The 26410-nt window shown below is 40.7% G+C and carries 25 protein-coding genes and 1 tRNA gene; 21 read left to right on the plus strand and 5 right to left on the minus strand.

Translation table 11 applies throughout. The features are described 5' to 3' along the window. Nucleotides 1-22: 22 nt before the first annotated feature. A complete protein-coding gene (locus tag AC6UDD_RS06610) occupies nucleotides 23-1201 on the minus strand; it encodes a class I SAM-dependent methyltransferase (protein ID WP_500719905.1) in 1179 nt (392 codons plus the stop codon). Nucleotides 1202-1398: 197 nt separating this feature from the next. Here AC6UDD_RS06610 and AC6UDD_RS06615 point away from each other — a divergent pair, with 197 nt between their 5' ends. After that, nucleotides 1399-2490 (plus strand): AI-2E family transporter, encoded by a 1092-nt coding sequence (locus AC6UDD_RS06615; RefSeq protein WP_500719908.1) that lies wholly within the window; start codon nucleotides 1399-1401, stop codon nucleotides 2488-2490. Nucleotides 2491-2532: 42 nt separating this feature from the next. Beyond that, complete coding sequence (locus AC6UDD_RS06620) at nucleotides 2533-3231, plus strand: 2,3-diphosphoglycerate-dependent phosphoglycerate mutase (protein WP_500719910.1); 699 nt, start codon at nucleotides 2533-2535, stop codon at nucleotides 3229-3231. A gap of 29 nt (nucleotides 3232-3260) precedes the next feature. On the opposite strand, the gene AC6UDD_RS06625 is transcribed toward AC6UDD_RS06620, so the two are convergent. Continuing rightward, entirely contained in the window at nucleotides 3261-3737 is a 477-nt protein-coding gene (locus AC6UDD_RS06625) for a MerR family transcriptional regulator (RefSeq protein ID WP_500719913.1), read from the minus strand. 184 nt (nucleotides 3738-3921) lie between these two features. Between AC6UDD_RS06625 and AC6UDD_RS06630 the strand changes: the two genes are divergently transcribed. Both AC6UDD_RS06630 and AC6UDD_RS06635 read left to right on the plus strand, forming a co-directional pair. Beyond that, nucleotides 3922-5406 (plus strand): MDR family MFS transporter, encoded by a 1485-nt coding sequence (locus AC6UDD_RS06630; RefSeq protein ID WP_500719916.1) that lies wholly within the window; start codon nucleotides 3922-3924, stop codon nucleotides 5404-5406. Next, nucleotides 5406-6176 (plus strand): DUF4811 domain-containing protein, encoded by a 771-nt coding sequence (locus AC6UDD_RS06635; RefSeq protein WP_500719919.1) that lies wholly within the window; start codon nucleotides 5406-5408, stop codon nucleotides 6174-6176. The genes AC6UDD_RS06630 and AC6UDD_RS06635 overlap by 1 nt, the downstream gene beginning before the upstream one ends. A gap of 36 nt (nucleotides 6177-6212) precedes the next feature. Here the strand turns inward: AC6UDD_RS06635 and AC6UDD_RS06640 are convergent, their stop codons facing one another. Then, nucleotides 6213-7106 carry a metal ABC transporter solute-binding protein, Zn/Mn family gene (locus tag AC6UDD_RS06640; RefSeq protein ID WP_500719923.1) on the minus strand — a complete coding sequence of 298 codons (894 nt, stop codon included), beginning with the start codon at nucleotides 7104-7106 and terminating at the stop codon, nucleotides 6213-6215. A 70-nt stretch (nucleotides 7107-7176) separates the two neighbouring features. Here AC6UDD_RS06640 and AC6UDD_RS06645 point away from each other — a divergent pair. Next, nucleotides 7177-7249 (plus strand) — tRNA-Thr (locus tag AC6UDD_RS06645). A 55-nt stretch (nucleotides 7250-7304) separates the two neighbouring features. Here AC6UDD_RS06645 and helD read toward each other — a convergent pair. Then, the gene (helD, locus tag AC6UDD_RS06650) at nucleotides 7305-9617 is read right to left on the minus strand and encodes an RNA polymerase recycling motor HelD (protein WP_500719927.1); all 2313 of its coding nucleotides are present in this window, start codon (nucleotides 9615-9617) and stop codon (nucleotides 7305-7307) included. 306 nt (nucleotides 9618-9923) lie between these two features. Here helD and trpS point away from each other — a divergent pair, with 306 nt between their 5' ends. The 16 genes from trpS (at nucleotide 9924) to AC6UDD_RS06730 (ending at nucleotide 25544) form a co-directional block, all read left to right on the plus strand. Continuing rightward, nucleotides 9924-10943, plus strand: a complete 1020-nt coding sequence (gene trpS, locus AC6UDD_RS06655) for a tryptophan--tRNA ligase (RefSeq protein WP_500719929.1) — start codon at nucleotides 9924-9926, stop codon at nucleotides 10941-10943. Nucleotides 10944-10994: 51 nt separating this feature from the next. Further along, nucleotides 10995-11930 (plus strand): Ppx/GppA phosphatase family protein, encoded by a 936-nt coding sequence (locus tag AC6UDD_RS06660; protein ID WP_500719932.1) that lies wholly within the window; start codon nucleotides 10995-10997, stop codon nucleotides 11928-11930. Between the two features lie 8 nt (nucleotides 11931-11938). Beyond that, nucleotides 11939-13198 carry a hydroxymethylglutaryl-CoA reductase, degradative gene (locus AC6UDD_RS06665; protein WP_500719934.1) on the plus strand — a complete coding sequence of 420 codons (1260 nt, stop codon included), beginning with the start codon at nucleotides 11939-11941 and terminating at the stop codon, nucleotides 13196-13198. Next, nucleotides 13191-14162: an IpaB/EvcA family protein gene (locus tag AC6UDD_RS06670; RefSeq protein ID WP_500719938.1), complete on the plus strand. Its 972-nt coding sequence runs from the start codon at nucleotides 13191-13193 to the stop codon at nucleotides 14160-14162. Before AC6UDD_RS06665 ends, AC6UDD_RS06670 begins: the two co-directional genes overlap by 8 nt. A 9-nt stretch (nucleotides 14163-14171) precedes the next feature. Then, entirely contained in the window at nucleotides 14172-14882 is a 711-nt protein-coding gene (locus AC6UDD_RS06675; RefSeq protein ID WP_500719940.1) for an NAD-dependent protein deacylase, read from the plus strand. A gap of 8 nt (nucleotides 14883-14890) precedes the next feature. Continuing rightward, the gene (locus AC6UDD_RS06680) at nucleotides 14891-15739 is read left to right on the plus strand and encodes a DUF72 domain-containing protein (RefSeq protein ID WP_500719943.1); all 849 of its coding nucleotides are present in this window, start codon (nucleotides 14891-14893) and stop codon (nucleotides 15737-15739) included. Nucleotides 15740-15805: 66 nt separating this feature from the next. Beyond that, nucleotides 15806-17848 carry a methionine--tRNA ligase gene (gene metG / locus AC6UDD_RS06685; protein ID WP_500719947.1) on the plus strand — a complete coding sequence of 681 codons (2043 nt, stop codon included), beginning with the start codon at nucleotides 15806-15808 and terminating at the stop codon, nucleotides 17846-17848. Between the two features lie 60 nt (nucleotides 17849-17908). Further along, nucleotides 17909-18682, plus strand: a complete 774-nt coding sequence (locus AC6UDD_RS06690) for a TatD family hydrolase (RefSeq protein ID WP_500719949.1) — start codon at nucleotides 17909-17911, stop codon at nucleotides 18680-18682. Between the two features lies 1 nt (nucleotide 18683). Continuing rightward, nucleotides 18684-19253 carry a ribonuclease M5 gene (rnmV, locus tag AC6UDD_RS06695; RefSeq protein ID WP_500719952.1) on the plus strand — a complete coding sequence of 190 codons (570 nt, stop codon included), beginning with the start codon at nucleotides 18684-18686 and terminating at the stop codon, nucleotides 19251-19253. Continuing rightward, nucleotides 19246-20136, plus strand: a complete 891-nt coding sequence (rsmA, locus tag AC6UDD_RS06700; protein WP_500719955.1) for a 16S rRNA (adenine(1518)-N(6)/adenine(1519)-N(6))-dimethyltransferase RsmA — start codon at nucleotides 19246-19248, stop codon at nucleotides 20134-20136. Before rnmV ends, rsmA begins: the two co-directional genes overlap by 8 nt. Before the next feature lie 72 nt (nucleotides 20137-20208). Further along, nucleotides 20209-20439 carry a Veg family protein gene (locus AC6UDD_RS06705; protein ID WP_500693999.1) on the plus strand — a complete coding sequence of 77 codons (231 nt, stop codon included), beginning with the start codon at nucleotides 20209-20211 and terminating at the stop codon, nucleotides 20437-20439. Between the two features lie 202 nt (nucleotides 20440-20641). Continuing rightward, nucleotides 20642-21340 carry a metal ABC transporter ATP-binding protein gene (locus AC6UDD_RS06710; RefSeq protein WP_500719957.1) on the plus strand — a complete coding sequence of 233 codons (699 nt, stop codon included), beginning with the start codon at nucleotides 20642-20644 and terminating at the stop codon, nucleotides 21338-21340. Then, nucleotides 21333-22133: a metal ABC transporter permease gene (locus AC6UDD_RS06715; protein ID WP_500719960.1), complete on the plus strand. Its 801-nt coding sequence runs from the start codon at nucleotides 21333-21335 to the stop codon at nucleotides 22131-22133. Before AC6UDD_RS06710 ends, AC6UDD_RS06715 begins: the two co-directional genes overlap by 8 nt. A 107-nt stretch (nucleotides 22134-22240) precedes the next feature. Next, nucleotides 22241-23068, plus strand: a complete 828-nt coding sequence (gene purR, locus AC6UDD_RS06720; RefSeq protein WP_500719963.1) for a pur operon repressor — start codon at nucleotides 22241-22243, stop codon at nucleotides 23066-23068. A 24-nt stretch (nucleotides 23069-23092) separates the two neighbouring features. Continuing rightward, on the plus strand, nucleotides 23093-24472 hold the full coding sequence (gene glmU, locus AC6UDD_RS06725; protein WP_500719965.1) for a bifunctional UDP-N-acetylglucosamine diphosphorylase/glucosamine-1-phosphate N-acetyltransferase GlmU: 1380 nt from the start codon (nucleotides 23093-23095) through the stop codon (nucleotides 24470-24472). Nucleotides 24473-24551: 79 nt separating this feature from the next. Further along, entirely contained in the window at nucleotides 24552-25544 is a 993-nt protein-coding gene (locus AC6UDD_RS06730) for a ribose-phosphate diphosphokinase (RefSeq protein ID WP_500719967.1), read from the plus strand. A 56-nt stretch (nucleotides 25545-25600) separates the two neighbouring features. Here AC6UDD_RS06730 and yidA read toward each other — a convergent pair whose 3' ends face one another. Further along, nucleotides 25601-26410 carry a sugar-phosphatase gene (yidA, locus tag AC6UDD_RS06735; protein ID WP_500719970.1) on the minus strand — a complete coding sequence of 270 codons (810 nt, stop codon included), beginning with the start codon at nucleotides 26408-26410 and terminating at the stop codon, nucleotides 25601-25603.

Here is a 26410-nt window from a genome sequence, read left to right on the forward strand (position 1 = left end):
TTTTACTATTTATTATATTAAGTTATTTGTACATATAGTCACGGGTCATTGGAAGTGATGCACCAGCTGGTCCCTTTGAAATGAGGTACTGCATAACATCGATATTTCCAACCTTAAATGAAGCGGCACAGGCTTGAAGGTATAAGTCCCACATGCGGCAGAAACGTTCATCAAACATGTTTTCAATTTCTTTTCGGTGTGCATTGAAGTTTTTATCCCATGTTTCCGTCGTCTTCTGGTAGTGTCTTCTTAATGATTCCAGGTCATAGATTTGCATGCCATTATCAATAATGTGGTCTAAGTTTTCGGTCAAACCAGGAATGTAACCACCAGGGAAAATCCACTTATTAAGCCAACCATTGATTGCACCACCTTGTTGTCTAGTGATTCCATGGATGAGTGCGTTTCCGTTTTCGGCTAAGTGGTCTGAAACGACCTTGAAGTATTCGTCAAGGTTTTCTTTACCAACGTGTTCAAACATTCCGACTGACGTGATGTAGTCCCACTTTTCTGACTTTGGTAGTTCACGGTAATCTTGAAGGCGGACTTCAGCGACATCTTCAAGACCGTACTTCTTGATCTGTTCGTTAACGTAATCGCATTGTTCCTGACTAAGGGTCACACCAGTGACCTTTAAGTCGTATTCTTTAGCGGCAACTAACATTAAAGTACCCCAACCACAACCGATATCTAAAAGAGTACCACCAGGCTGTGGGTTTAGTTTCTTGATGATGTGATGAACTTTATTCATCTGAGCATCGTACAGGCTATCCTCTGGACTTTCCCAGTAACCACATGAATAGGTCATGGTCTTATCCAGCCAGATTTTGTAGAATTCATTTCCGATGTCATAATGCTTTTGGACATCTTTTTTACTTGCTGCTTCTGAATGAGAAGACTTTGGTAGCCACTTAATGAATTTCTTGTTGTGTAAGAAACTACTACTATCAAGGTAGGCTGCTGCAACTAAATCTTCTAAAGAAATCCCTTCAACAGTGATTACACCATCCATGTATGCTTCACCTAGAGCGATTGAAGCATTACTGGTAATATCTTTGATTGGAATTGCCTTGTGGATGGTAATGTGAGCTTTAGGCTCACCCTTACCATAGGTCTTGGTAGAACCATCCCAGTATGTTACCTTTAATGGAATATTAAAACTGTGTTTGATAAATTCACTGTAAAACGTCTTTTCAAGCATATAAAAACCTCTCTTTAATTCAATAGTTATATGGTCATTATAACCTTTTTTTGTGAAACTCGTAAAATAGACTGACATGAATTTTAACAAATTACATTAGATGCTATAATGAAAATACTGCGTACTACTATTAAAATTGACCTGAGTAAAGCGTTAAATAAGAATTATGGATGGAGAGGGGATGGATTAAAACCAAAATGGATAATTTAACCAATTGGTGGCAAAAATTTTTAAATAACACGAAGTTAAGACGAGCAGCGGTCTTGTTACTAATCATCGTGGTTTTGTATCTCTGTCGTTCAATGATGACCACCATTCTTCTGACCTTTATCTTTACGTTATTAATAACCAAGCTGGTACTTTGGATTCGAGCTCGGATTAAGATTCCGATCCCAATCTTGGTCATCGTGATTTACTTATTAATCGTGGGAGCCATTGTGCTGGTGAGTATTCTGTATCTGCCCCAAATCGCTGAGCAGGGGGTTGAGATAACCAAGACGTTGATTACCTTTTACGAAAGTCCACACTCGATTAAAAACCCCGAATTACGTTCATGGGTTCTATGGTTACTAAAAAACTTTAATGTACCAAACCAGATTAAGGGAAGCATGAACCTGATTTGGAGTTATATCACGAGCATTGGTTCAACTGGGATTGCGATGTTCATGTCACTACTTTTGAGTTTCTTCTTCACCTTAGAATTGAAGCAGGTGAAGCGCTTTTCTAAGAAGTTTTTAACCAGTACCTTTGGTTGGTTCTTCTCGGATATCCTGTATTTTGCGAAGACTTTCGTTAAAACCTTTGGGGTCGTGATTGAAGCTCAATTCTTCATCGCAATCTGTAACACCACCATAACTACGATTTGTTTGTGGATTATGCAAATCCCACAGCTTTTAATCCTCGCCGTCATGATTTTCTTCTTGAGTCTTATTCCGGTGGCTGGGGTCATTATTTCTTTAATCCCTCTAACCTTGATTGGTTACACGGTGGGTGGTTTTAGATACGTTATATACATTTTCATCATCATCATGCTGGTTCATCTACTTGAAGCATACGTGTTGAACCCCAAGTTTATGTCGGCTAAGACCGAACTGCCAATCTTCTTTACGTTCGTAGTCCTACTGGTTGGCGAACACATCTTTGGGACGTGGGGATTAATCGTTTCGGTTCCTGTTTTCACCTTTTTACTGGATGTTTTGGGGGTCCAAAACGTTGACGAAGTGGCGAGAAATCGAAAACCAGGCTGGTTCAGTAAGATCAGTAAGTTAGTGAAAAAAAGTTTTAAATGATGTAAAATGAGTTAGTATAAAAACAAAAGAGGGGTAATTACAATGGCTAAATTAGTATTTGTTAGACACGGTCAAAGTGAATGGAACTTATCGAACCAATTCACTGGTTGGGTTGACGTTGACTTAAGTGAAGAAGGAGTTAAGCAGGCTAAGAATGCGGGTAAATTAATTGCCGAAGCTGGCATTCAATTTGACCAAGCTTACACTTCAGTTTTAAAGCGTGCCATCAAAACCTTAGACTATGTCTTGGATGAAAGTGACCAATTATGGATTCCAGTTTTGAAGTCTTGGCGTTTAAACGAACGTCACTATGGTGCACTTCAAGGCCAAAACAAGGCGGAAGCTGCTGAAAAATTCGGTAAGGAACAAGTTCACATCTGGCGTCGTTCATACGATGTTTTGCCTCCACTTTTGGACGCAAATGATGAAGGCTCAGCTGCTAAAGATCGTCGTTACGCTGACTTAGATCCAAAGGCGATCCCTGGTGGTGAGAACTTAAAGGTTACTTTGGAACGAGTTATTCCATTCTGGCAGGATCACATTGCACCGAAGTTGTTAGACAACAAGAACGTGATCGTTGCTGCCCACGGTAACTCCCTTCGTGCTTTAACTAAGTACATCGAAGGAATTTCTGATGAAGACATCATGAACGTTGAGATTGCTACTGGACAACCAATTGTTTACGATATTGATTCTGACTTAAACATTTTAGACAAGGTTAAATTAGGCGAAAACAAATAATTTAGTCTAAACCAAAAGACACTTCCCAATTAATTAGGAAGTGTCTTTTTTGTATCCATTAGTGTGATCTTACTACCACGATCACTTACTTTGATGATGACAGATTTACTGGGGTCATCTGAAAGAGGGCCCATATTAATGCAGTAGTCACCATTTTTAGTTTTAACGTATTGAACCCGATCGAGGATTAACTTTTTAAAAACTTTGCTGATTTGTTCGTGGCGTTTCGCCTTATCAACTGCCGTTGCTAAAGTAAATCCGGACTCGAGATATGATTTGATTAATAAAACAGTGATTAAGGTGTGAATGCTGTATCTTTTATTTTGGTTTTTTTGAACTGGTAAAGAGGTGATGTATCCTCGTTGTTCCCAGTAGCGAATCTTACTTTGGGAAAGACCGGAACATTTGGAGATGTCACCAATTCCAACCGAAATGTTATTCTTTTTGATGATTTTTCCGAGTCGTCCGTTGAGGTCAGCTACGTCTTGATCATTCTCATTTTCCAAGGGGTTACCTACTTTCTATGCTTAATCAAACTCGATGAATTCGTTAAATAATACAATACTAATTATATGTAAAATAATGCACGTGTCAATTAAATTGACATAGACGTTGGATGGTTGTATAGTAGTCAGTGTTGTAATTTTGAGCAAACATTAATTAATTAAGTTTTTGAAAGGGGCATATATAATGCATAATATTCCTGCTGTTGATGCTAATGGCAAAAAGTATAATCGAACCATGTTTGTCATTATTCTTTTGGTTGGAACTTTCTGTACGGTTTTAAACCAAACCATTTTGTCAACGGCTTTTCCTACATTAATGCATGCCTTTAATGTTAATACCTCAACCGTTCAGTGGTTAACCACTGGATTTATGATGGTCAACGGAATCTTGATTCCGGTTAGTGCCTGGTTGAGTGGGCGTTTTAACACTAAATGGCTGTACTTATCAGCGATGATCATCTTTGAGATCGGAACGGTAGGGGCTTGGGTTGCTCCGACTTTCTGGTTCTTATTTGGATCTCGTTTGATTCAAGGAGTTGGTGTTGGTATTGCCATGCCATTACTTCAGACCATCATGTTGTCAATTTTTCCAGCAGAAAAACGGGGAACCGCCATGGGACTGGCCGGAATCGTTGTTGGGTTAGCTCCTGCAATTGGACCAACGTTATCTGGATGGGTGATTGATACCTCATCTTGGCGAAATCTATTTGGGATTATTGCGCCAATTGTTGCCGTAGTCATTATATTAGGACTATTTTTTGTTAAACCAGTTCTACCAACTAAGAAGAGTAAGTTAGATTACTTCTCACTGGTTCTTTCAACCATTGGTTTTGGAAGTTTACTATATGGATTTTCATCAGTTGGAAATGACGGCTGGGGCAGTCCGACCGTTGTTTGGTCACTGATTATCGGGGTTATTTTTATTATCCTCTTTGGTTGGCGTCAACTTGTCATGAAGAATCCGTTCTTGAATTTGAATGTTTTTCAATCACGTGAATTCCGACTTGGAACCATTGTTAGTGCGGTGGTCTTCATGGGAATGGTTGGAGTCGAAATGGTACTGCCACTCTACTTGCAAATTGTTAGAGGGATGAGTGCCTTTCATTCTGGACTAACCCTATTACCAGGTGCACTTTTAACCGGATTTATGAGTCCAATTACTGGAAGACTATTTGATAAGTTTGGGGCTCGTCGTTTAGCAATGGGTGGATTATTCTTACTTACAGTTGGTACCCTTCCGTTCCTATTTCTGACTAAGGATACTCCAACTATTTATGTAACGATCCTTTATGCAGTTCGAATGTTTGGAGTTGCAATGTCGATGATGCCAGTAACGACTTCTGGAATGAATGCCTTACCAGTCTCAGAAATGGGTCACGGAACCGCTGCTAATAATACATTTCGGCAGATTTGTGGTTCAATTTCAACTGCTGTCATGATTTCAATTCTATCAAATGTTACTAGCAATAATATGCCAGCAAAACACTTACTTAAGATTAATCCATTGGCATACCGTTCTGGTGCCATTGATGCAACCTTAAAGGGTTACATGGCTGCCTTTGGCGTTGCCTTTCTAATCTCACTGGTAGCATTTCTTTTGACGTTTGCTTTAAAGAAGGGTCACGTTACCCAAGATGCTGCTTTTGATGATAAAGGAGGCCAAGAATAATGATATTTATTTTATTGATTATTTTTGTAATTGCCTTTTTCCTAACTTGGAATTTGATTGCGAATAAAAAAGTAGCGACCTCTTTAGGGCTGCTATTTGCTGCTTTGATTATCATTACCATTGGTCTAATGATTGCCAATTATCATGACCATTTCGGGATGGAAAAGAAGACCACGGTTAAGACCACTTCGTTTACATCCGTGAATAAACAAGCCAACATGATATTGTATAAGAAGATTGGTCAGACGAATGATAAAGTTGTGATCTACAAAAAGAATGCAAATCAAAAGAAACCAACCGTGACACCTGCGATTGACACTACGAATGAAATCAAACCGGGTGGCGACTCAAACAAGCTAGTTACTAAGCAACAGGATTGGGTCTACAAAAACAAATTTTACAAAGTCTTTTTCATGTTTGCTCAAAAAGAAGCTTTTATTAAACGTACGAATACATTCCACGTAAAATCTGGTTATATGGTATTTACACCTGAACAGGCGAAAGCATTTGGGAAGGCCATGAAACAAGAAGCCGCTCAAATGAAACAATCACAACAAAACCCCGAAGCTCAGCAGCAGATGGCCGCTTCTGGGAAACAGTTTGTGGCAGCTAAGATGCAACAAGCTATGGCCGAAAATCCAAAGATGTCACCAAAAGACCAAGCTAAGTTGCAAAAACAAGCTGGGAACGAATTTAAGGCGCAAATGCAGAACAAAGTTAAAAATCAGATGGAACAAAAGGCAATGGAACAAGCTTTAAAAGTTAACTAAATCAAAAATGATGCTCAAATTTTGAGCATCATTTTTTTATTGTTGCTTTTGGATTTTTTCAAGTTCGCGGTACTGATTGTTCATCCACTGCATGTGATTTTGCCCCTTTGGAGCGGTCTCTGATACGTTTAGGATGGGCACCTGATGCTTTTTAGCGTATTTAACCATTTGTGTTACCACCGGACTATCAGACTGAGTGTTATTAACGAAGAAGGCAATCTTATGGTTGCGCATATCACTTTGCAGGTTGGAGATGTCACTGACCGAAGGATCGACGCCCTTTTCAATGGCATTTGAGAATCCATAATCTTTAAGTTTGTAGCCAAGGGCTGATAGCGAGTAGTCAAAGACGGGTTCGCTGGTTGCAACTGATTGACCGTGCGAATTCTTTGATAACTGCTTGATTAACCGTTGTGTTTTGCCCCATTCATGCTTGTAGGCTTGGGCGTTTTTTTCAAAATACTCGTGGTGATCAGGGTCAATCTTACTGTAGACGGTGACTAGATGGTCAACTAAGTTGTCCATGGTAGTAGGTTTATACCAGATGTGTTCGTTGTCACCGTCTTTTTTATGCATCAATTTGCCAACGTTTACGTCCTGTTGATGGTCGTTTCCAGCGTTATGAATTAATTCGTTCATCCAATCGTCATAACCAATTCCGTTTGAGATGACGACGTTCGCCTTAGCGACTTCTTTGGCGTTATTTGTTGTCGGTTCAAAGTCATGGGGATCGACGTCTGAATTGATGATGGACGTGTTGTGACCGTACTTTCCGACGACTTGCTGAGCAGCATCACCATAGAAGTTAACGGAACTTACAACCTGAATCTTCTTTTGGTCATTGGATGCCGATTTGTGGCAGGCTGTGAGTGGAATCATCAGTAGTACGAGACAAGTGACTAGGAGGGAAAGTTTAAAATGTCGTTTCATATTATCGTCCTTTTCTAATCTTTATGAATTCTATCCTAGTGTACCATTTTTGGTGTGGTAAAATGGGAATGCCATTCTAGCTCAGTAGGTAGAGCATTTCCATGGTAAGGAAAAGGTGCCGGGTTCGACTCCCGGGAATGGCTTATCGTTTATTTTAATAGTTTAAAACTCTCACTACGTAATCGTAATGAGAGTTTTTTATTCGGCCGTTGAATTTTTGCTGACTTTAATTAAATTATCACTGATGGCTTGTTTAGGAATCAATGGCGAAACTTCGCCGTTACACAACAGGGTTAACGAATGCATGGCTCGCGTCAGAATTGTGTAAAGGACTCCAAGTGAGTGCTGATCAGGGTAATTCTTTTTTGAGACGTCCCAGGCAATGACCGAATCAAATTCGAGTCCCTTAGCCAGGTAGACGGGAAGCACGACAACTGGTGAGGTCATATCTCGGTCACTATCTTTTAATAATGTAGCATCAAAGTGAGCGTTGACCTTTTGATAAACTTGTTTGGCCGATGCGGCATCCCTAGTAATGATCGCAACGGTTTCGTGTTTTTGAAGTTGGTCATTGATAACGTCAAATAAAGAACTTGTTAGTTCATTAAAATTGTCCTTCACGATTAACTCGGGTTTTTCCCCATTTCGGTTGAAGGCCTCAATGTCATTTCCATCTGGTAGTAATGATTTGGCAAAGGACGTGATGGGGTAAGTTGAGCGGTATGAACGATTCAGCTGAATTAGCCGGGAATGTTTACTAGGGATGGCATTATTAAGCTTGTCCAGTAACGTTTGGGCTGATTCAACGTCCTTGAAGATGGCCTGTTCACTATCACCAATTAGGTTGAACTTAGCTCTTGGAAAAATGAGCTTGAGATACATAATCTGGGCAATTGAGTAGTCCTGAATCTCGTCAACGAAGAGGTACTTAATTTTAACGTTTTTGTTTTCCCCACTGAAACGATCCCTCAGATACAGTAGTGGGGCAGTGTCATCCAAACCAATTTGGTGAAATTCAATGTGATTTAGGAAATCATTTTTACTTTGTTTAAAAGCATCTGGCTTAACCTTTTCAGGCAACTTAACGTGGTCAAGAAAATCAGCGTATTGAACGTATGGATCGAAAAACTCATCATTGTAGATGGCATCGTACACGGTACTAAGTCGATCTTTAACTAGTCGCGTGGCGATGTAGTTTCGTTCATCGTCTAGTTCCTCAAAGTCATTTAAGTGTTTTTCACCCAGAAGATTGTGGTACTGTTCTTCGCTCATGGTGTCGATAATGTCAGCAACCCATTTTTTCTTAGTTTCATCGTGAATGCGATTCTTCAGTCTCTTGATTAAACGATTCTTCGTTTGAAGAAGTTTTTCACTGCTGGTCATCCCACTGGGTAAACTAGCGTAAATCTTCCGAATTTCCTTTTTTGAAAAGTAAACTTCACCATTAAAGTGAATGTCATCGAACTTAATTTGATCAGAGGTGAGATTCTTGACGTAGTTTTCAATCTGATCGATGAAGTTCTGACTATTCTTGAATTCGCGAAGTTGAGAATCAGAATCATGATCGGAAGCTTCGTAACGTTGAAAAAGGGTCTGAACCTTCATGCCTTCAAGACGGTGGGCAAAAAATTCAGCTAACGTAACCTGACGCATATTACGTTCCCCTAAACTTGGAAGTACATCCTTGATGTAGTTACTAAAGAGGAGGTTCGGAGAAAAGAGTAGGATTTGGTCAGCATTTAGAGAGTCCCGACTGTGATATAACAGAAAAGCAATCCGTTGTAAGAGTGCCGAGGTTTTGCCTGACCCAGCCACTCCTTGAACGACTAGCAGGTTACTGGTGGTATCTCTAATAATGTCATTTTGTTCGTGCTGAATGGTGGCCACGATGTTTTGCATCTTTTCGTTATTTTCATCACTTAAAGCACTCTGTAAGAGTTCGTCACCAACCGTTTCGTTAGTGTCGAACATGTTGATGATCTTACCGTTTTTAATCTGGAACTGGCGCTTCTTTAAAAGGTCGGTGTTTTGTTTTCCATTGGGAGTGTCATAAGCAACTTTTCCAAGCGTACCATTATAGTAGACACTTGAAATGGGAGCTCGCCAATCATAGATTAAGAATTCACCGTTTTTGTCGATGAAAGATGCCTTCCCAATGTACAGGTGATCAACGTCAGAAAAGCCCTCGTCTGAGATGTCAATTCGACCAAAGTAGGGTGATTTTTTAAGATCTTGATAAGTGGCTAGTTGACCCTCAACAATGGCTTGATCCTCAACCACTTTGTTAGTTAAGCTTCGCTGTTGTTGCAGGTCGGCACTGGTTTCAATCCGGTCATCAGCTTCCAAATAATTTGCGGACGTGTTAGTCCCGTAATCTTTTTGAACTCGTTGAGTTTCTGCCTTGGCTTTTTGATATTCGGTTTGGGTATCTTGGATTTTTTCGTCCAACTGGGAACCAACCCAGGTGACCCGCTCTTGCTCTTTGTTTTTTTCATCCTTATTCAAGTGCATACTCCTCCCTTTAATTCGTGAATAATTCTAATTTGAAAAGCCAGTACTGTCAATTTTTTCGTGCTTTGACAACCCGTCATAAATCGCATAAAATGAATTTAATATGTATTAGTTTAGTAAGTAGTGGAGTCAAATAACAGAGAGGCTATGTTTACTGAGATTAGTCAGACGATACGAACTGGATAATGGGTAACGACCTTATAGTTTGAGTGGCAGAGAAACCTCTGCAATTTAGGTGGTACCACGTGCAAGGCGTCCTATTGATTATTCAATAGGACGTTTTTTATTAAAGAAAGGAAAATTACTATGGCAAAAAAAGAAATCGTGTTAACTGGTGATCGTCCGACTGGAAAACTTCACATTGGACACTACGTTGGTTCGTTAATGAGCCGTTTAGAGTTACAGAATTCTGGCAACTACGACCCGTTCATCATGATTGCTGACATGCAGGCTTTGACCGATAACGCTCGTGATCCAAAGAAGATTCAGAACAGTCTCTTGCAGGTGGCGTTGGACTATCTAGCGGTTGGACTTGATCCAAAGCAATCAACGATCTTTGTCCAATCTCAGATCCCCGCCTTAAATGAACTGACCATGATTTATCTTAATTTAGTAACGGTTTCCCGGTTGAAACGGAATCCGACCGTTAAAACTGAGATTAAACAGAAAAATTTTGGTGAAAGTGTACCAGCCGGTTTCTTCATCTATCCGGTCAGTCAAGCCGCTGACATCACTGCCTTTAAGGCAACCGTGGTTCCGGTCGGAGAAGACCAAGAGCCAATGATTGAACAGACCAGGGAGATTGTCAGAAGCTTTAATAGTGCTTATCACAAAGATGTGCTAGTTGAGCCACAAGGCTTTTTCCCACCGAAAGGCATGGGGCGCATTCCCGGTCTTGACGGAAATGCCAAGATGAGTAAGTCGCTTAACAATGCCATTTACCTTGCTGACGATGCCTACACCATTAAGAAAAAGGTCATGTCCATGTACACGGATCCAAAACACATTCACGTTGATGATCCAGGCCAGGTTGAAGGGAACACGGTCTTTACGTACCTGGATATTTTCGCTCACGACAAGCAAAAAGTTAGTGAACTTAAAAAGCAATATCAACACGGTGGTCTTGGAGATGTTAAAATTAAGTTATATTTAAACGAAGTTTTGCAAGATGAGCTCAAGCCAATTCGACAACGTCGAGAAAAGTTAGCTAAGGACCCGGAGTATGTCTACCAGGTCTTAAAAAACGGAAGCGACGCGGCTAACATTGTTGCGGAAAACACCCTTGAAGAAGTTCGCGATGCCATGGGGATTAATTATTTTAAATAGATAAATTGTCATAGCACCAAATATGAATAAATACTTGAGGAGGAGAATCGAATGGAGAACTTTGTTATCATTGATATCGGTTCAAACTCAGTTAGAATGGCAATTTATTGTATTGATCCAGATGGAAATTACCATGAGATTAAACGCGTTAAGAACGATACGAGATTGTCTGAGGGAATCGGACAAAATAACATTTTACAGATAACTGCAATGAATCGTACGATCTCGGCGCTTCGATCCTTTAAGTCAGAGTATTCAAAGTATAAAAACGTTGTGGTTCGTGCCATTGCTACGGCAGCGGTGCGCCAAGCTCAAAATCAAAAGGATTTTTTACACAATGTTTATAAGCAGCTTCACATTAAGATTCGCGTGTTAACCGGCAAAGAAGAGGCTTACTATGATTATCTGGGAATCTCTGATCGGTTGGCGGTTAAAGATTATCTCCTAATGGATGTGGGTGGTGCTAGCGTCGAGATTATCCACGTTAGAAACCAAAAGGATATTCATTGTATCAGCGTTCCCATTGGGGCGGTAAAGATTTCGGAACAATTTCACCTGATTGACCGGGTGAAGCCAGTGGATTTGTTTGCGGCTGAGAGTTACGTTATCGAGGTTTATAGTCGGATCCCATGGATTAAAAAACCACTTCATTATCCAATTGTTTTGATTGGTGGGGCGGCCCGCGCAATTGCAAGAATTAACCGGCAATACCAACACTTAAGTCACGTTGATCACATTCAAAATTTTCAGTTAACCAGAAAACAGGTCAACAGCACGGTGGAAATGTTTCTGAGTCGGACTTTGGCTGAGCGGCAAAAGATTAATGGCCTTGAAAATGACCGTGCTGACGTCATCATTGGTGGCTCCCTTTGTTTAACGGTCATGATGAATTTCATTGATTCTAAACGGGTCATTTTCTCAAACGGTGGCGTTCGTGAGGGACTGATTAATGAATACATTGAGAATAGTCCTCATTTTAGAAAATAGGTGTCATTTTGAACGATTTTAATGGATTTTATAAAAAATCATATCAAAAACGGTTGCAGCAGGTTGCCGAATTTGCCGATCTTGATCGGACACAACTTGATGTGATTGAAAGTCACTTCGTGGACGCTAGTAGCCACATGATTGAAAACTACCTTACCGACTACGGACTGCCCGAGGGGATTGCGACTAACTTTGTAATCAATGGGGTTGAGCACTTAATTCCGATGGTGATTGAAGAACCATCGGTCATTGCGGCCGCTAGTAACGGCGCCAACATGCTTCGTGCTGGTGGCGGCATTCAGGCTAAGTCTCAGAGTCGCATCTTGACTGGTGAGGTCATTTTAAAGGTTCAAGATCCGGTTCAATTTACTAAATGGGTTGAAATTCATCGAGTGAGATTGATGCAGATTGCACACGATGCTCATCCCACAATTGATAAATACGGTGGCGTAAATGATTTGACCATCTCACCTCTTTACGATCATTATCTGGTGATTGAACTGTTCGTTGACGTCGGTGACGCGATGGGAGCTAACATCATGAATTCGATGCTTGAGGCCCTTTCGACGTACATTGAAATCAACACCAGTCAGTCGTCTTTAATGAGTATTTTGTCGAACTATGGGGATAAAAATTTGGTTAAAGCGTCCGGGGTGGTTCCGTTTCACGCTCTAAAGCGGGGACAGTTAGACGGAAAAAATGTTGCCAAAAAGATTGCCGAAGCCTCTCTCATCGCGAATAAGTATCCAAAACGTGCAGCCACTCATAATAAGGGTATTATGAACGGAATTGATGCCGTCCTCGTTGCCACCGGTAATGACTGGCGCGCCGTTGAAAGTGCGGTTCATTCCTATGCTGCTAGGGATGGTCAATACCGAGGTGTCAGTCAATGGACGGTCACTTCTAAAGGACTAAAGGGTGAAATTAACATTCCGGTTCCATCGGGAATTATCGGTGGGGCAACCCGACTCTTTTCAATGAGTAAGATTAACTATCAAATTTTAAACGTTAACTCCGCCATGGAGTTCATGGAAGTGATTGCTTCCGTGGGACTGGCGCAAAACTTGGCCGCACTAAAGGCCCTTGTTACCGATGGAATTCAAAGGGGTCACATGAACCTCCAGATGAAATCGCTCGCCATGTCAGCAGGGGCGACTAGTGATAATCTCAGCACGGTGGTTAACGCACTCAAACAATTACCAAAAAATCAGAGAAACTTAGAAAACGCAAAACGAATTTTAGAAGGGAAGTTGAAACCAGATGACTGAGAGTAACGATAATGTCCAATTAAGTAAGACGACCCAAGGGCTAATCAACGAAGTGAGTCACTTTTTCCCGGGCGATGTGGAAGTTCAGTTTATCGGGAACTTAAAGTCTGGTTATGTACGCCATGATCAGGCACAGGTGGTTCAAAATGGGGATCGACTTTACGTGCAGATCAGAGATCTAACCGAGCCTGATTTTACTGCCACTCATGAGTTGTTACACTTGTTAATGACCTTGCGTGGGTTCCCACAAATTTATTTCCCACTCACTAGTGGTGACAAGCAACTTGACGAACAGTTGATGTACATGGGAACCGAATTGTACGATGATGTGTGTCACTTCGTAGTCTATTCTGAACAGCGAAAGCACGGTTTAGTTGATGAAGCGGTTGAAAAAGAATATGTTAAGGGTGTCAGACAGACGATTACCCCTGAATCTGGGAAGGTCGACGATGAAATGCCACTACGATTGGTGACCATTCTGGATGCCATGATTTTTCTTGGTGACCACTTTGATCAGTACGAAGACGTGTTTCAGACGAGTTTTCCCATTTCTTTAAAAGCTGCCAAGGAACTCTACGCAATGCTCACAGAGAAACCAGTTGATTCACCATTTACATTGAGACGCGATGTGGTCAAACTATACCGTGATTTTGATAAACAGATGAAGAACTGGGGTCTTCCACCATTACAATTAAATGATTTTGTGATGCTAACGGCGGTCTTCTCAAAGCGCCAACTCGGTTTGCAGGTGAAACAGGTTTTTAATCTCTATCACTCAGAATTAAAAGAGACCAAGACTAACAAAAGAGCATACGTGGGCTTTACCAAATCGGATGATCAAAATTCATTTGTGACAAGTGGTCCCGCTGGTAAAAAGGCAAGTGAAGACTACTTCAAAGAACTATATTCAAAGACGGTTAAAGAGTTGTATCAAGACTTACGGATTCCATATTTATTGAGATAAGGTGACAATATGAATCAAGATAATATTCAAGAAAAGTTTAATAATGCTAAAAACATCGTATTTTTAACGGGAGCCGGAATTTCAACCCCTTCTGGAATTCCCGATTATCGTTCTAAGGGCGGATTGTATACGAATGATAAGAGCAGTAAACCAGCGGAATATTACTTGAGTCACGACTGCTTAGTAAATGAACCTGAGGTATTCTACGAGTACGTCAAGAAAAACATGTACTATCCAGACGCTCAACCCAACGTTATTCACAAAAAACAGGCGGAATTAACCCGTCAAAATCGTGCTAGTATCATCACTCAGAACGTTGATAATCTGTACGAAAAGGCTGACGCAAAGAACCTGAATGAGTTTCACGGCAACCTCTATGATATTTACTGTCAAAAGTGCGGCAAACACGTTGATTATCATGAATACATGAAGAGTATGTACCATCAAAACTGTGGTGGAATTTTGCGTCCTAACATTGTTTTGTATGGCGAGGGAATTAATCCCCAGACAATTGAGAATAGTGTCAGGCTGATGAGTCAAAGTGATTTGATTGTGATTGTTGGAACGTCAATGCGGGTCTACCCGTTTGCCGGACTGTTGGACTATCGTAATCCTAACGCTGACGTGATTGCGATTAACCAAGAGGAACTTAATTTTCCGTTTCCGTTTACCATGGTGCAAGAAGACGCCGTTGATTTCTTTGATAAACTGAAAGTATAGGTGGTAACGTGATTTTAATTGGACTGACAACCTGGTCTGATCATCCATCGCTGATTAACGGGGAAGATCGCAAAGTGACTTTATCGGAGTATGCGCAACATTTTCCGATTGTTGAAGTTGATAATCCATTTTACGGAATCCCCAAGATTAAGACGGTGGAGAATTGGCAAAAGCAGGTTCCAAATAATTTTCAATTCATCTTAAAGGCCAATTATTTGATGACCAAACATCATTTGCCACAGTTTGGTGAAGATAATGAGCAGGTTAGAAGAGAGCAATTTATGCGGTATGGTGAGATGGTTGCGCCGCTAGTAGATGGTAATCAGCTTGCCTCCGTTTTATTTCAGTTTCCACCGTACTTCCGTTTAAACAACGATAACATTAGGTACCTTAGACTTGTTCGTGAGTGGATGGGAAGTTTACCTATCTCAGTTGAGTTTCGTAATCCCAGTTGGTATGGTGATGAGATCTCAAATGATGTCCATGACTACCTCAAGAGCCTCAAAATGAGTGAAGTGATTGCTGACGAACCTCACAATTTGTCAGATGGCGTGCCCTTTGAACCCGTTGTTACGGATAAGAAATTCGTCATGCTTCGACTGCACGGTCAAAACCAAAAGGGCTGGTTTGAAAAGAGCTCCCAGTGGCGTAAGAAACGGACTCTGTATCGTTATAACGAAGAGGAATTAAAGCATTTTGCCGAAGTTGTTGATAATCTACGCCAAAAAGCTAAGGTAGTTTGCGTCATTTTTAACAACAACTCTGGTCATGATGCGGCTGACAATGCCCTTCAGTTAAAAAAGATTTTAGGATTGAACTTTGGTGGGTTAGCTCCCATGCAACTCGATCTGTTTTAAAGGGCAAAAGTAGTATAATATTGGTACGATTTAGTTTGTACGATAGGAATAAAGGAGCGAATTGGGATGGCTGAGAAACCAACATATTACATTACAACACCAATTTATTATCCATCAGGAAGATTACACATCGGGAACGCTTATACGACGGTTGCCTGTGATGCACTGGCTCGTTTTAAGCGGGAATCTGGCTACGATGTGTTTTATTTAACCGGAACCGATGAACATGGACTAAAGATTGAACAAAAAGCAGAAAAGTTGGGTGTTGATCCTAAAAGTTACGTTGATAAGATGGCCACTCAAATATCTGACTTGTGGGCTAATTTGGATATTTCCAACGATGATTTCATCAGAACCACTGATGATAAACACGTAAAAACCGTGCAAAAAATATTTCAAACGTTACAAGATCAGGGTGACATCTATCTTGGACAGTATTCGGGATGGTACTCAGTTTCAGACGAAGAATACTTTACCGAATCGCAATTAGCAGAGGTTTATCGTGATGCTGATGGAAACGTGATTGGCGGAAAAGCCCCATCGGGACACGAGGTTCAACTTGTTAACGAAGAGTGTTACTTCTTTAAGATGAGTAAATATTCTGATTGGTTAATGAATTACTACAAAGAGCATCCCGATTTCATTGAGCCACATTCAAGAATGAACGAAATGGTTAACAACTTCTTAAAACCAGGTTTGGATGACTTAGCGGTTTCTAGAACTACCTTTAAATGGGGAGTTCCCGTCAAGTCAAATCCGAAGCACGTGGTTTACGTATGGATTGATGCTTTGTCAAACTATATCGCTGCCCTTGGTTATGACAGTGATAATGACGAGTTGTTCAAGAAATTTTGGCCAGCTGATCTACAGATGGTTGGAAAGGAAATTGTGCGTTTCCATACTATTTACTGGCCGATCATTTTGCACGCGCTTGGGCTTCCACTGCCAAAGAAAATTTATGGTCATGGTTGGTTAACCATGAAAGACGGGAAGATGTCCAAGTCAAAGGGAAACGTGATCTATCCTGAGACACTAATTGATCGTTATGGCTTAGACGCAACGAGGTACTACCTGATTAGAGCGATTCCGTTTGCAAGTGACGGGATCTTCACTCCAGAAGACTTTGTTGATCGAATTAACTACGACTTAGCTAACGACCTCGGTAATTTGTTGAACCGAACGATTGCAATGGTCAATAAGTATGAAGACGGTGTTACACCCGCATATCATGATTCTGATGATCAGCCGAGTCTTGATTTGCAGAAGGTAGCTAAAACAACTGTTTCAGAATTCAAGCGTTTGATGAATGACACTCATTTATCTGATGCTTTGGCTGAGATTTGGAAATTAGTTGCACAAACTAATAAGTACATCGATCAGACCGAACCTTGGACACTAGCCAAAAAGACAGATAATCCAGACGATCAAGCTAAACTTGCAAACGTAATGAGCCACTTGGTAGCAAGTCTTCGTTTGATTGCGATCTTAGTGAGTCCGATCATGCCAAATGCGGCGAATGAAATGTATCGTCAATTAGGCTTAGATCAGATGGATGGATTTGACATTAAGAATGCTGCTCTTTCTGGACTTCCTGAAAAACAAAGGGTGATTGAGAATGGTGAACCAATTTTTCCTCGTTTAGATCGCGACGTTGAGGTGAAGTTCATTAAGGATCAGATGACCCAGTCTGATAAGACGAAGGGTCGTTCGGCGATGAAACGTGCTGATCAAAAGAAAGCCTTTGACCCAGAAAAAACGATTTTGAAGTCAGAGAAGAAGACCTTGGACTTTAATGATTTTGAAAAAGTTGAATTGAAGGTCGCCGAGATTAAAAACGTGGCTAAGGTTGAAAATGCAGACAAATTACTGAAATTTCAACTTGATGCGGGAGATGACGGTGACCGTCAGATCGTTTCTGGAATTGCCAAGTGGTATCCAGACTTTAAGCAACTAATTGGTAAAAAAGTAATCATTGTCGCTAACTTAAAACCTAAGAAACTGCGTGGCGAATTAAGTCAGGGAATGATTTTGTCCGTTGAACAAAATGATGGTTCAATCAAAGTGGCTACCGTTGATCAAACTTTAGATAATGGTAGTATTTTAGCGTAGTAAAAAAGTTTCACTAGTCAATGATTAGTGAAACTTTTTCGATTATGAAAGGAATAGGCAATGAAAATATTTGATTCGCACACTCATTTAAACGATCAACCATTCCAAAATGATATTGATGGCTACGTTCAGCATGCCAAACGACTAGGTGTGGTTAGGATGGCTAACGTGGGGTCTAATACTGAACTAAATAAGCGTTCTTTAGAGCTTTCAGCTCAGTACGACAATCTGTATTCAATTATTGGATGGCATCCAGAAGATGCTATGAATTATAGTCATGAGCAGGAAGAACTTCTTGAAAAACAGCTTGAAAATCCTAAAGTGGTCGCTGTGGGTGAGATTGGAATGGATTATTTTCAAGATGTTACGCCCAAAGATGTCCAAGAACGGGTCTTTCGACGACAAATTGAGATTGCCAAAAACATGCATTTACCAATCTCAGTCCATAACCGGGATGCTTTTGAGGACGTGTACCGGATTTTAAAGGACGAAAACATTGGTGAAGTCGGTGGCATTATCCACAGTTTTAACGGTGATAGTGAGTGGATGAAAAAATTCATTGATTTAGGAATGGTGGTCTCGTACAGTGGGGTCGTGAGCTTTAAGAAAACCAAAGAGGTTCATGAAGCCGCTCGTTTAACTCCAATGGATAAGATTCTGGTAGAGACGGATGCCCCATATTTGACACCTGAGCCGTTTCGCGGACGACAAAATGAACCAGCCTATTCTTTGTACACGCTAGAAGCGGTCGCAAGGTTTAAAGATCTTGACCCGGATGTGGTTGCGAAAGCGACATACGAAAATACGAATAGATTATTTGGATTGGATAATTAAAATGAAAAGAATTAAAGAAGTAATTGTGGTTGAAGGAAAAGACGATACCAAACAAATTCAACGGGCGGTTGATGCTGATACGATTGAAACCCGGGGCTCTGCAATTTCGGATGAGACCCTCGATCTAATTGATCGGTTGGCACAAACCCGTGGGATCATCGTTTTTACTGATCCAGATTTTTCCGGTGAAAAAATCAGAAAAATAATTTCAGATGAGGTTCCGGAAGCTAAGCACGCCTTTTTGAAAAAATCCGACGCAGTTCCTGATACACAGAAGGGATCGCTTGGAGTCGAGCATGCTAGTCCGGAGGCAATTCGGGATGCGTTGTCTGAGGTATATACCGAAAGTTATGAGAATCCTGAAGTCATCAGTAAACAAGACTTGATTCAAGCTGGTTTAGTTGGAACTAAAGAAGCAAAGGAACGCCGTCTAGAATTAGGAGAACTACTTCATTTAGGGTATGTCAACGCCAAGCAAATGCAAAAAAGATTACGAATGTTTGGTATCACGAAAAAACAGTTTGATGATGCATTAAAACAACTTGATGATAAGGAGGGATTAGATGAGTAATATTCCCGCAATTGGTAGCCCAGCTCGCACGCAGGCTATTTTGAATCGTTACCGTTTGAACGCTAAGAAAAGTTTAGGACAAAATTTCTTGAACGACCTCGGGGTTTTAAAGGAGATTGTTGAAGTTGCCCAAATTTCTGATGCAGATGATGTGATTGAAATTGGGCCTGGAATTGGGGCGTTAACTGAACAAATTGCTCGGTCGGCGCATGCCGTAATGGCATTTGAGATTGACGAGAATCTTCTACCAATCTTGGATGAAACCCTTAGTCCGTACGACAATATTAAGGTTATTAATCAAGACTTCTTGAAGGCTAATTTACCCAAATTAATTAAAGAAAACTTTGACGGAAAGCATCACCTAAAAGTCGTGGCTAATTTACCTTACTACGTCACCAAACCAATCTTGATGGATATTCTAAAGGGAAACGTCAAATTTGATTCAACGGTGTTGATGATGCAGAAGGAAGTGGCAGAACGGATTAGTGCGAAGCCGGGCAATCGCGACTATGGGGCTTTGACAGTTATCACTCAGTATCTAGAAAACGTTGAGATTGCAATTAACGTATCGGCCAAGTCCTTTATTCCCTCACCAAAGGTTGATTCTGCAGTGGTCAAGTTAACTCCGAAAACCAATAAAAAGGTGATTGCTTACGATGAAAAAGCCTTCTTTGGCTTTGCGCATGGATGCTTCATGCACCGAAGAAAGACTCTCTGGAATAATCTGCAGGGCATTTTTGGGAAGAAACCTGAGGTAAAAGAACAAATTGAACAGGATTTAAAACGGTTAGGCATTAATAAGTCAGATCGTCCCGAACAATTATCGGTTGATCAATTTGTGAAAATGGCAAATCGGTTTCACGTGAGCGGATTGCTGTCATAGCAGGCACTTTCACGGTTACCTTTACATTATATTGATTTTAATGTATAATAGTGCTACGCGAGGTGATTGATGATGCCAACAAGTCTATCTAAAATTAAATTATTTCTAGATAATCACATTGGACAGGAAATCCATGTAACTGCACAAGCCGGAAGAAAACGAACAAACGAATATGATGGAGTTCTGGCTGAGACATTTCCCGCTGTATTTTTAATTACACTTGATCCAGACGAGAAGTTAGGACAAGTATCATACAGTTATACTGATATTTTAACCAAGAACATCGAGATTAACTTTGTTTAATGAATTGACCGAAAGGTCTTTTTTTTTGCTTTATATTATTAGTAAAATGATGAAAGTATTTAAATTAGTCAAGATAATCCATGATTTCCCCGAGCTGTTAGTTGCATGTCTTAAGATAACAGTGTTATATTAGTTGAGAACTATTGATTAGTTAGTAAGTTTCGTTAGTATTATTGAAGCTCGAAATGGTAGGAGTTTAAAGATGGATGACTTAGTTTTAAAGGTAGAAAATTTAACCGTTAATTTTGCGGATAAACACGTTTTAAGTGATTTAAGCTTTAACGTGAAACGTGGTAATTTCTTAAGTATCGTAGGACAGAATGGGGTGGGAAAGACCACCTTGATCAAAGTGATTCTTGGTCAGTTGAAGCCCACCAGTGGAAAGGTTCAGTTTATTCCAGATCGTTCTCAGGTCAAGATTGGGTATGTACCCCAGTTTAGAAATATTGATACCGAGTATCCATTGTCGGTAAAAGATTTTGTTGCTTTGGCTTTTAGTGGGTTTAAACTACCATGGCTTTCAAGAAAAGATCGTGAAACGTTAAATCAGGTCCTAACTGAGACCAATCTTAATGACATTGCCAAAGAGCCATTAGGAAGAACTTCCGGTGGGGAAAAACAACGAGCTTATTTAGCACAAGCACTGGTAGTGAAACCCGATCTTTTGATTTTGGATGAATCGACGGCCAGTCTTGATCCAGAAGCTAAGGAAAGTTTGTTAGATGTGGTTTCGGATCTAAACGTCAAAAGGGGCTTAACCGTCATCTTTGTCACACATGACATTCCGTTAGCAAAGAAGTTTGCAAACGAATACCTGTTTTTGCGTCCGGATAATTATGAATTTGGGCCAATTAAGAACTTAAATGTTGAAGAATTTTGGAAGGGGCAAGCCGATGTTTAGTTTTGAATTTATGCGTAATGCCTTTTTAGCAAGTACCATCATTGCGGTGGTCTGTGGGGTCATCGGGGTATTTGTGGTTTCAAGAAACATGCCGTTTCTGACCCACACCTTATCTGAGATTGGATTTGCCGGTGCTTCCTTTGGGATGTTTGTGGGGATTAGTCCGTTAAACGGGATGCTGCTCTTTACCACTATCAGTTCGGTTCTCGTTGGGAGAATGAGTGCCGGTTCCGTAGCCGAAAGACGAGAGGATACCATCAGTGCTGTTTCAGCTCTTTTTATTGGACTAGGGGTCTTATTTCTAGCCCTTTCAAACAGTAGTGCTAGTTACGCCACCAATATCCTGTTCGGAAGTATTGTTGGAATCAGTGCTTCTGAAGTCCATCAGATGATTTGGCTATCGGTGATTGTGTTAATCGTGACCTTATGTATTTATCGGGACTTAAAGTTTGACTCGTTTGATGCGGTAGGGGCCAGAGCTCAGAAAATTCCAAGTGGGATTCTCTCATTGATTTTCCTAGTAATGCTGGCCTTAAGTGTCTCAGTTGCTGCTCAAATTGTTGGGGCACTTTTGATTTTTATCCTTTTGACTTTGCCAGCTGCTAGTGCTAAATACTTTGCCCATTCAGTCGGAAAAATGATCGGACTTGCCATCATCTTTGGTTTGATCGGAGTTTGGGCTGGATTAACGCTTGGATACTACACGAACTGGCCGGTCAGTTTCTTTATTGCTGTTATTGAGGTTGCCATTTACTTTGGATCACTGGTTTATAATCACTTTAGGGAGGGCTAATTTGATTTAGTTCCTCTTTTTTTTACTCTTTTTTCGATAAAGTGAAGTAAAACACGAACATTTATGCTAAAATTTCCTTGTGTGCCAATTTATGACGAGGTGAAAGCATGAAATTTAAAAGAAGTGAACGATTAGTAGACATGACAAACTATCTATTAAACCGTCCTCATACATTAGTACCATTAACTTTTTTCGCTAAGCGCTACAATTCTGCTAAATCTTCCATTAGTGAGGACTTAGCTATTGTGAAGCAAGCATTTCAACAACGTGGGATTGGTCTGGTTGAGACCGTTCCCGGAGCTTCTGGAGGCGCTAAATTCACGCCGTACATTTTAAAAGAGTCGGCTGATCAGTTTATTAAAGAGGTCTCTGACATCTTAAACGATAACGATCGTTATCTTCCTGGTGGTTACGTTTACATGTCCGATATTTTAGGCCAACCGGAGAAGTTGAAAACCATTGGGCGGATTATTGCCACCCAATACCTGTTTCAGAAAGTTGACGCAGTACTAACGGTGGCAACGAGAGGAATTCCAGTTGCCGAAGCTTCTGCCACGTATTTAAATGTGCCACTGGTAATTGCTAGGCACGACTCTCAAATTACTGAGGGGTCGACCGTGAGTGTTAACTACGTTTCCGCATCTAGTCAAGAAGTTAAACGAATGACAATCTCAAAAAGAAGCCTGAAGCCAGGCTCCAACGTTTTGATTGTTGATGATTTTTTGCGGGGTGGTGGAACGATTTCTGGTCTGACGTCCCTGATTGATGAGTTTGACTGTCATCTAGTGGGCAGTACGGTTTTTGTTGAAACCGACGACCCAGGTCACAGAAAGGTGACTGATTTTACTTCATTACTGAAAATGGATATTAAAGACGATCAGATTGAGATTAAACCTGGCAATTATGCCCAGAAAATTTTTGGGAGTACAAATTAAAAATTAATTACAAGGGGAACAAAAATGAGTTCAAAGAATACGATTATTTTAGCGGCTGGTAAGGGCACTCGGATGAAGTCCAAGTTATATAAAGTTCTCCACCGAATTTGCGGCAAGTCAATGGTTGACCATGTTTTGACGCAGGTATCCAAGTTAGATATGGATAACATCATCACGATTGTTGGTTATGGTGCTGAAGATGTGGAAAATGAACTTGGCAATCGTTGTGAGTATGTCGTCCAGGACAAACAACTTGGGACTGGCGATGCCGTTGCACGAGCTGAAGGACTTTTAAAGGACTCAGATGGTGAGACGTTAGTCATTAGTGGTGATACACCACTATTTACAGCTTCCACTCTTAAGCAACTCTTTGAGTATCACGAACAAAAAAAGGCCACTGCAACCATTTTAACGTCACAAGCTCCTGACCCAACTGGATATGGTCGGATTGTTAGAAATGACATTGGGATTGTTGAAAAGATTGTGGAGCAAAAGGATGCCACACCGGAAGAGCAGGGCATTCATGAGATTAACACTGGGGTTTACGTGTTTGATAATCATTCGTTATTTGAGGCTTTGCACAAAATTAATAATGATAACGCTCAGGGTGAGTATTATTTAACTGATGCCATTGAAGTTTTAAAAAATGAGGGCCACACAATTGCCGCCTATAAGATGGCGAACTTTAATGAATCGATGGGGGTAAACGATCGGGTTGCTCAAGCCCGCGCCACCCAAATTATGCAAGCCCGGATTAATCGTCAGCACATGCAAAATGGCGTTACGATTGTTAACCCTGCTGATACCTACATTGATAGTGACATTAAAATTGGTCAAGATACCATTATTGAACCAGGAGTTCAACTGCAAAATGGAACAGAAATTGGGAGTAACTGTATCATTGGTGCCCACTCTAAAATTTCTGGCAGTAAAATTCATGATAACGTTAAGGTCTTCTCTTCGGTGATTGAGGATTCTGAGATGATGCCCGGATCTGATATCGGACCCGATAGTCATTTAAGACCGGGTGCTAAGATTGAGAAGAACGTCCACATTGGCAATTTCTGTGAGGTTAAAAGTGCCACCATTGGTGAGGGAACCAAGATGGGTCATCTAACCTATGTTGGGAATGCTAAACTTGGAAAACACATTAATATTGGTTGCGGAGTGATTTTTGCGAATTACGATGGAGCTCATAAGCACACCACAACGGTGGGTGATGATTCGTTTATTGGAAGCAATTCTAACCTGATTGCTCCAGTCCACATCGCTGATCATACCTTTATTGCTGCTGGGTCGACCATTACTGACGACATGGATCAGTACGACATGGGAATTGCTAGGGAGCGTCAAACTAACAAGCCCGGTTACTATAAAAAGTTGCCCTTTAAAGGTGCTAATTAATTTGAGCTAAATAGTGAAATTGTTTTCTGAAAATAATATAATGGAATTGATTAGGTAGGAAAAAAATGTGGGGGTTATAATGGCTGAAAAGTATGCTGATCCAAAATTAAAGATTTTTTCTTTAAATTCAAATCGTCCGCTTGCAGAAAAGATTGCTAAACGAGTGGGAGTTCCTTTGGGAAAAGCTTCCGTCAGTCGCTTTAGCGATGGTGAGATTCAAATTAATATTGAAGAAAGCATTCGTGGCGATAACGTTTATATTATCCAATCAACTTCTGATCCCGTTAATGATAATTTAATGGAATTATTAATCATGATCGATGCTTTAAGAAGAGCAAGTGCCAAGACCATTAACGTAGTGATCCCATACTATGGTTATGCGCGACAAGATCGTAAAGCCAGAAGTCGTGAGCCAATTACCGCTAAGTTAGTGGCAGATATGCTGGAAAAAGATGGGATTACTCGTCTGGTAGCACTTGATTTACATGCTGCTCAAATTCAAGGATTCTTTGATGTTCCCGTTGATCATTTGATGGGTGCACCTCTTCTTGCCGACTACTTTATCAAGAATGGGCTCGCAAAAGACGCGGTGGTTGTTTCACCTGATCATGGTGGTGTGAGTCGAGCTCGTGCCATGGCTGAGTTTTTAAAGGCTCCAATTGCCATTATTGATAAGCGTCGACCAAAAGCTAACGTTGCTCAAGTTATGAACATCATTGGTGATGTAAAGGGAAAGCGTTGTATCATGATTGACGATATGATTGATACGGCTGGAACCATTACTAAGGGAGCTCAAGCTCTAATGGATGCTGGTGCTTCAGAAGTTTATGCATGTTGTACCCATCCCGTTTTGTCTGGTCCAGCAACGGAAAGAATCGAAGCCTCACCAATTAAGAAATTGGTTGTGACCGATTCAATTCAGTTGCCTGACTATAAAAAGATTGACAAGATCAAACAAATCTCAGTTGCACCACTAATTGGGGATGCAATTACTAGAATTAACGAAAATCGTCCTGTTAGTCCACTGTTTAGTCACCGGTTTGACTACAGTAAGGATGACGAGAAAAAATAATGGATAAAAAAATAATCTTAGCATTTAAGCTAAGATTATTTTTTTGTGCTCGTTTGTTACTGATTAACGTATTTATTGATGGCGTACGCTACGCCGTCTTCTGAATTAGGCTTAGTAACGAACTGGGCGTTCTTTTTAACTTCATCGATTCCGTTACCCATGGATACTCCAAGTCCCGCAAACTTGATCATCGAAATGTCATTGCCCTGATCTCCGATTGCCATGACGTTATCGGGTTTTAAACCAAGCTTTTCGGAAAGATCCCGTAAAGCGTTGCCCTTACTTGAATTTGAGTTCATAAACTCAAGAAAGACCGGTGAACTCTGAACGACACTCATTCGGTCGTAGATTGATTTTGGTAGATTGCCCTTTGCTTTGGTGATCTTGTCCGGGTAATCGACGTACATCAGTTTGTAAATATTGACGTCACGGGTAATTTCGCCCGGAGTTCGATATTTAATGGGCATCGAAACAAGATGGCTTTCTTCAACGGAAAAGGGACTGATATCGCGATCGGTAGTGGTAATGGAATCAACCGTTTCAATTTGGAAGTGGACGCCCATTTCGCGTGACATCATTTCAATTTCTAAAAAGTCATCGTACTTAACCGTTTCTTTGATTAACACTTTGCCACTAACCGTTTCGACTAAAGCACCATTATAGGTGATGGCGTATTCGTCGTCTCCGTCAATCCCGAGCTTATTGAGGTATGGCTTTACGCCAGTAATGGGGCGACCGGTACAAAGAACCACTTGTATACCTTGATTGCGGGCTTTAGTAATGGCTTCAATGGTAGCGGGTGCTAACAAATTTTTTTCGTTTAATAGGGTGCCGTCGATATCGATGGCAATTAGTTTGATATCCAT

The organism is Fructilactobacillus sp. X2R1C3 (assembly GCF_059901425.1).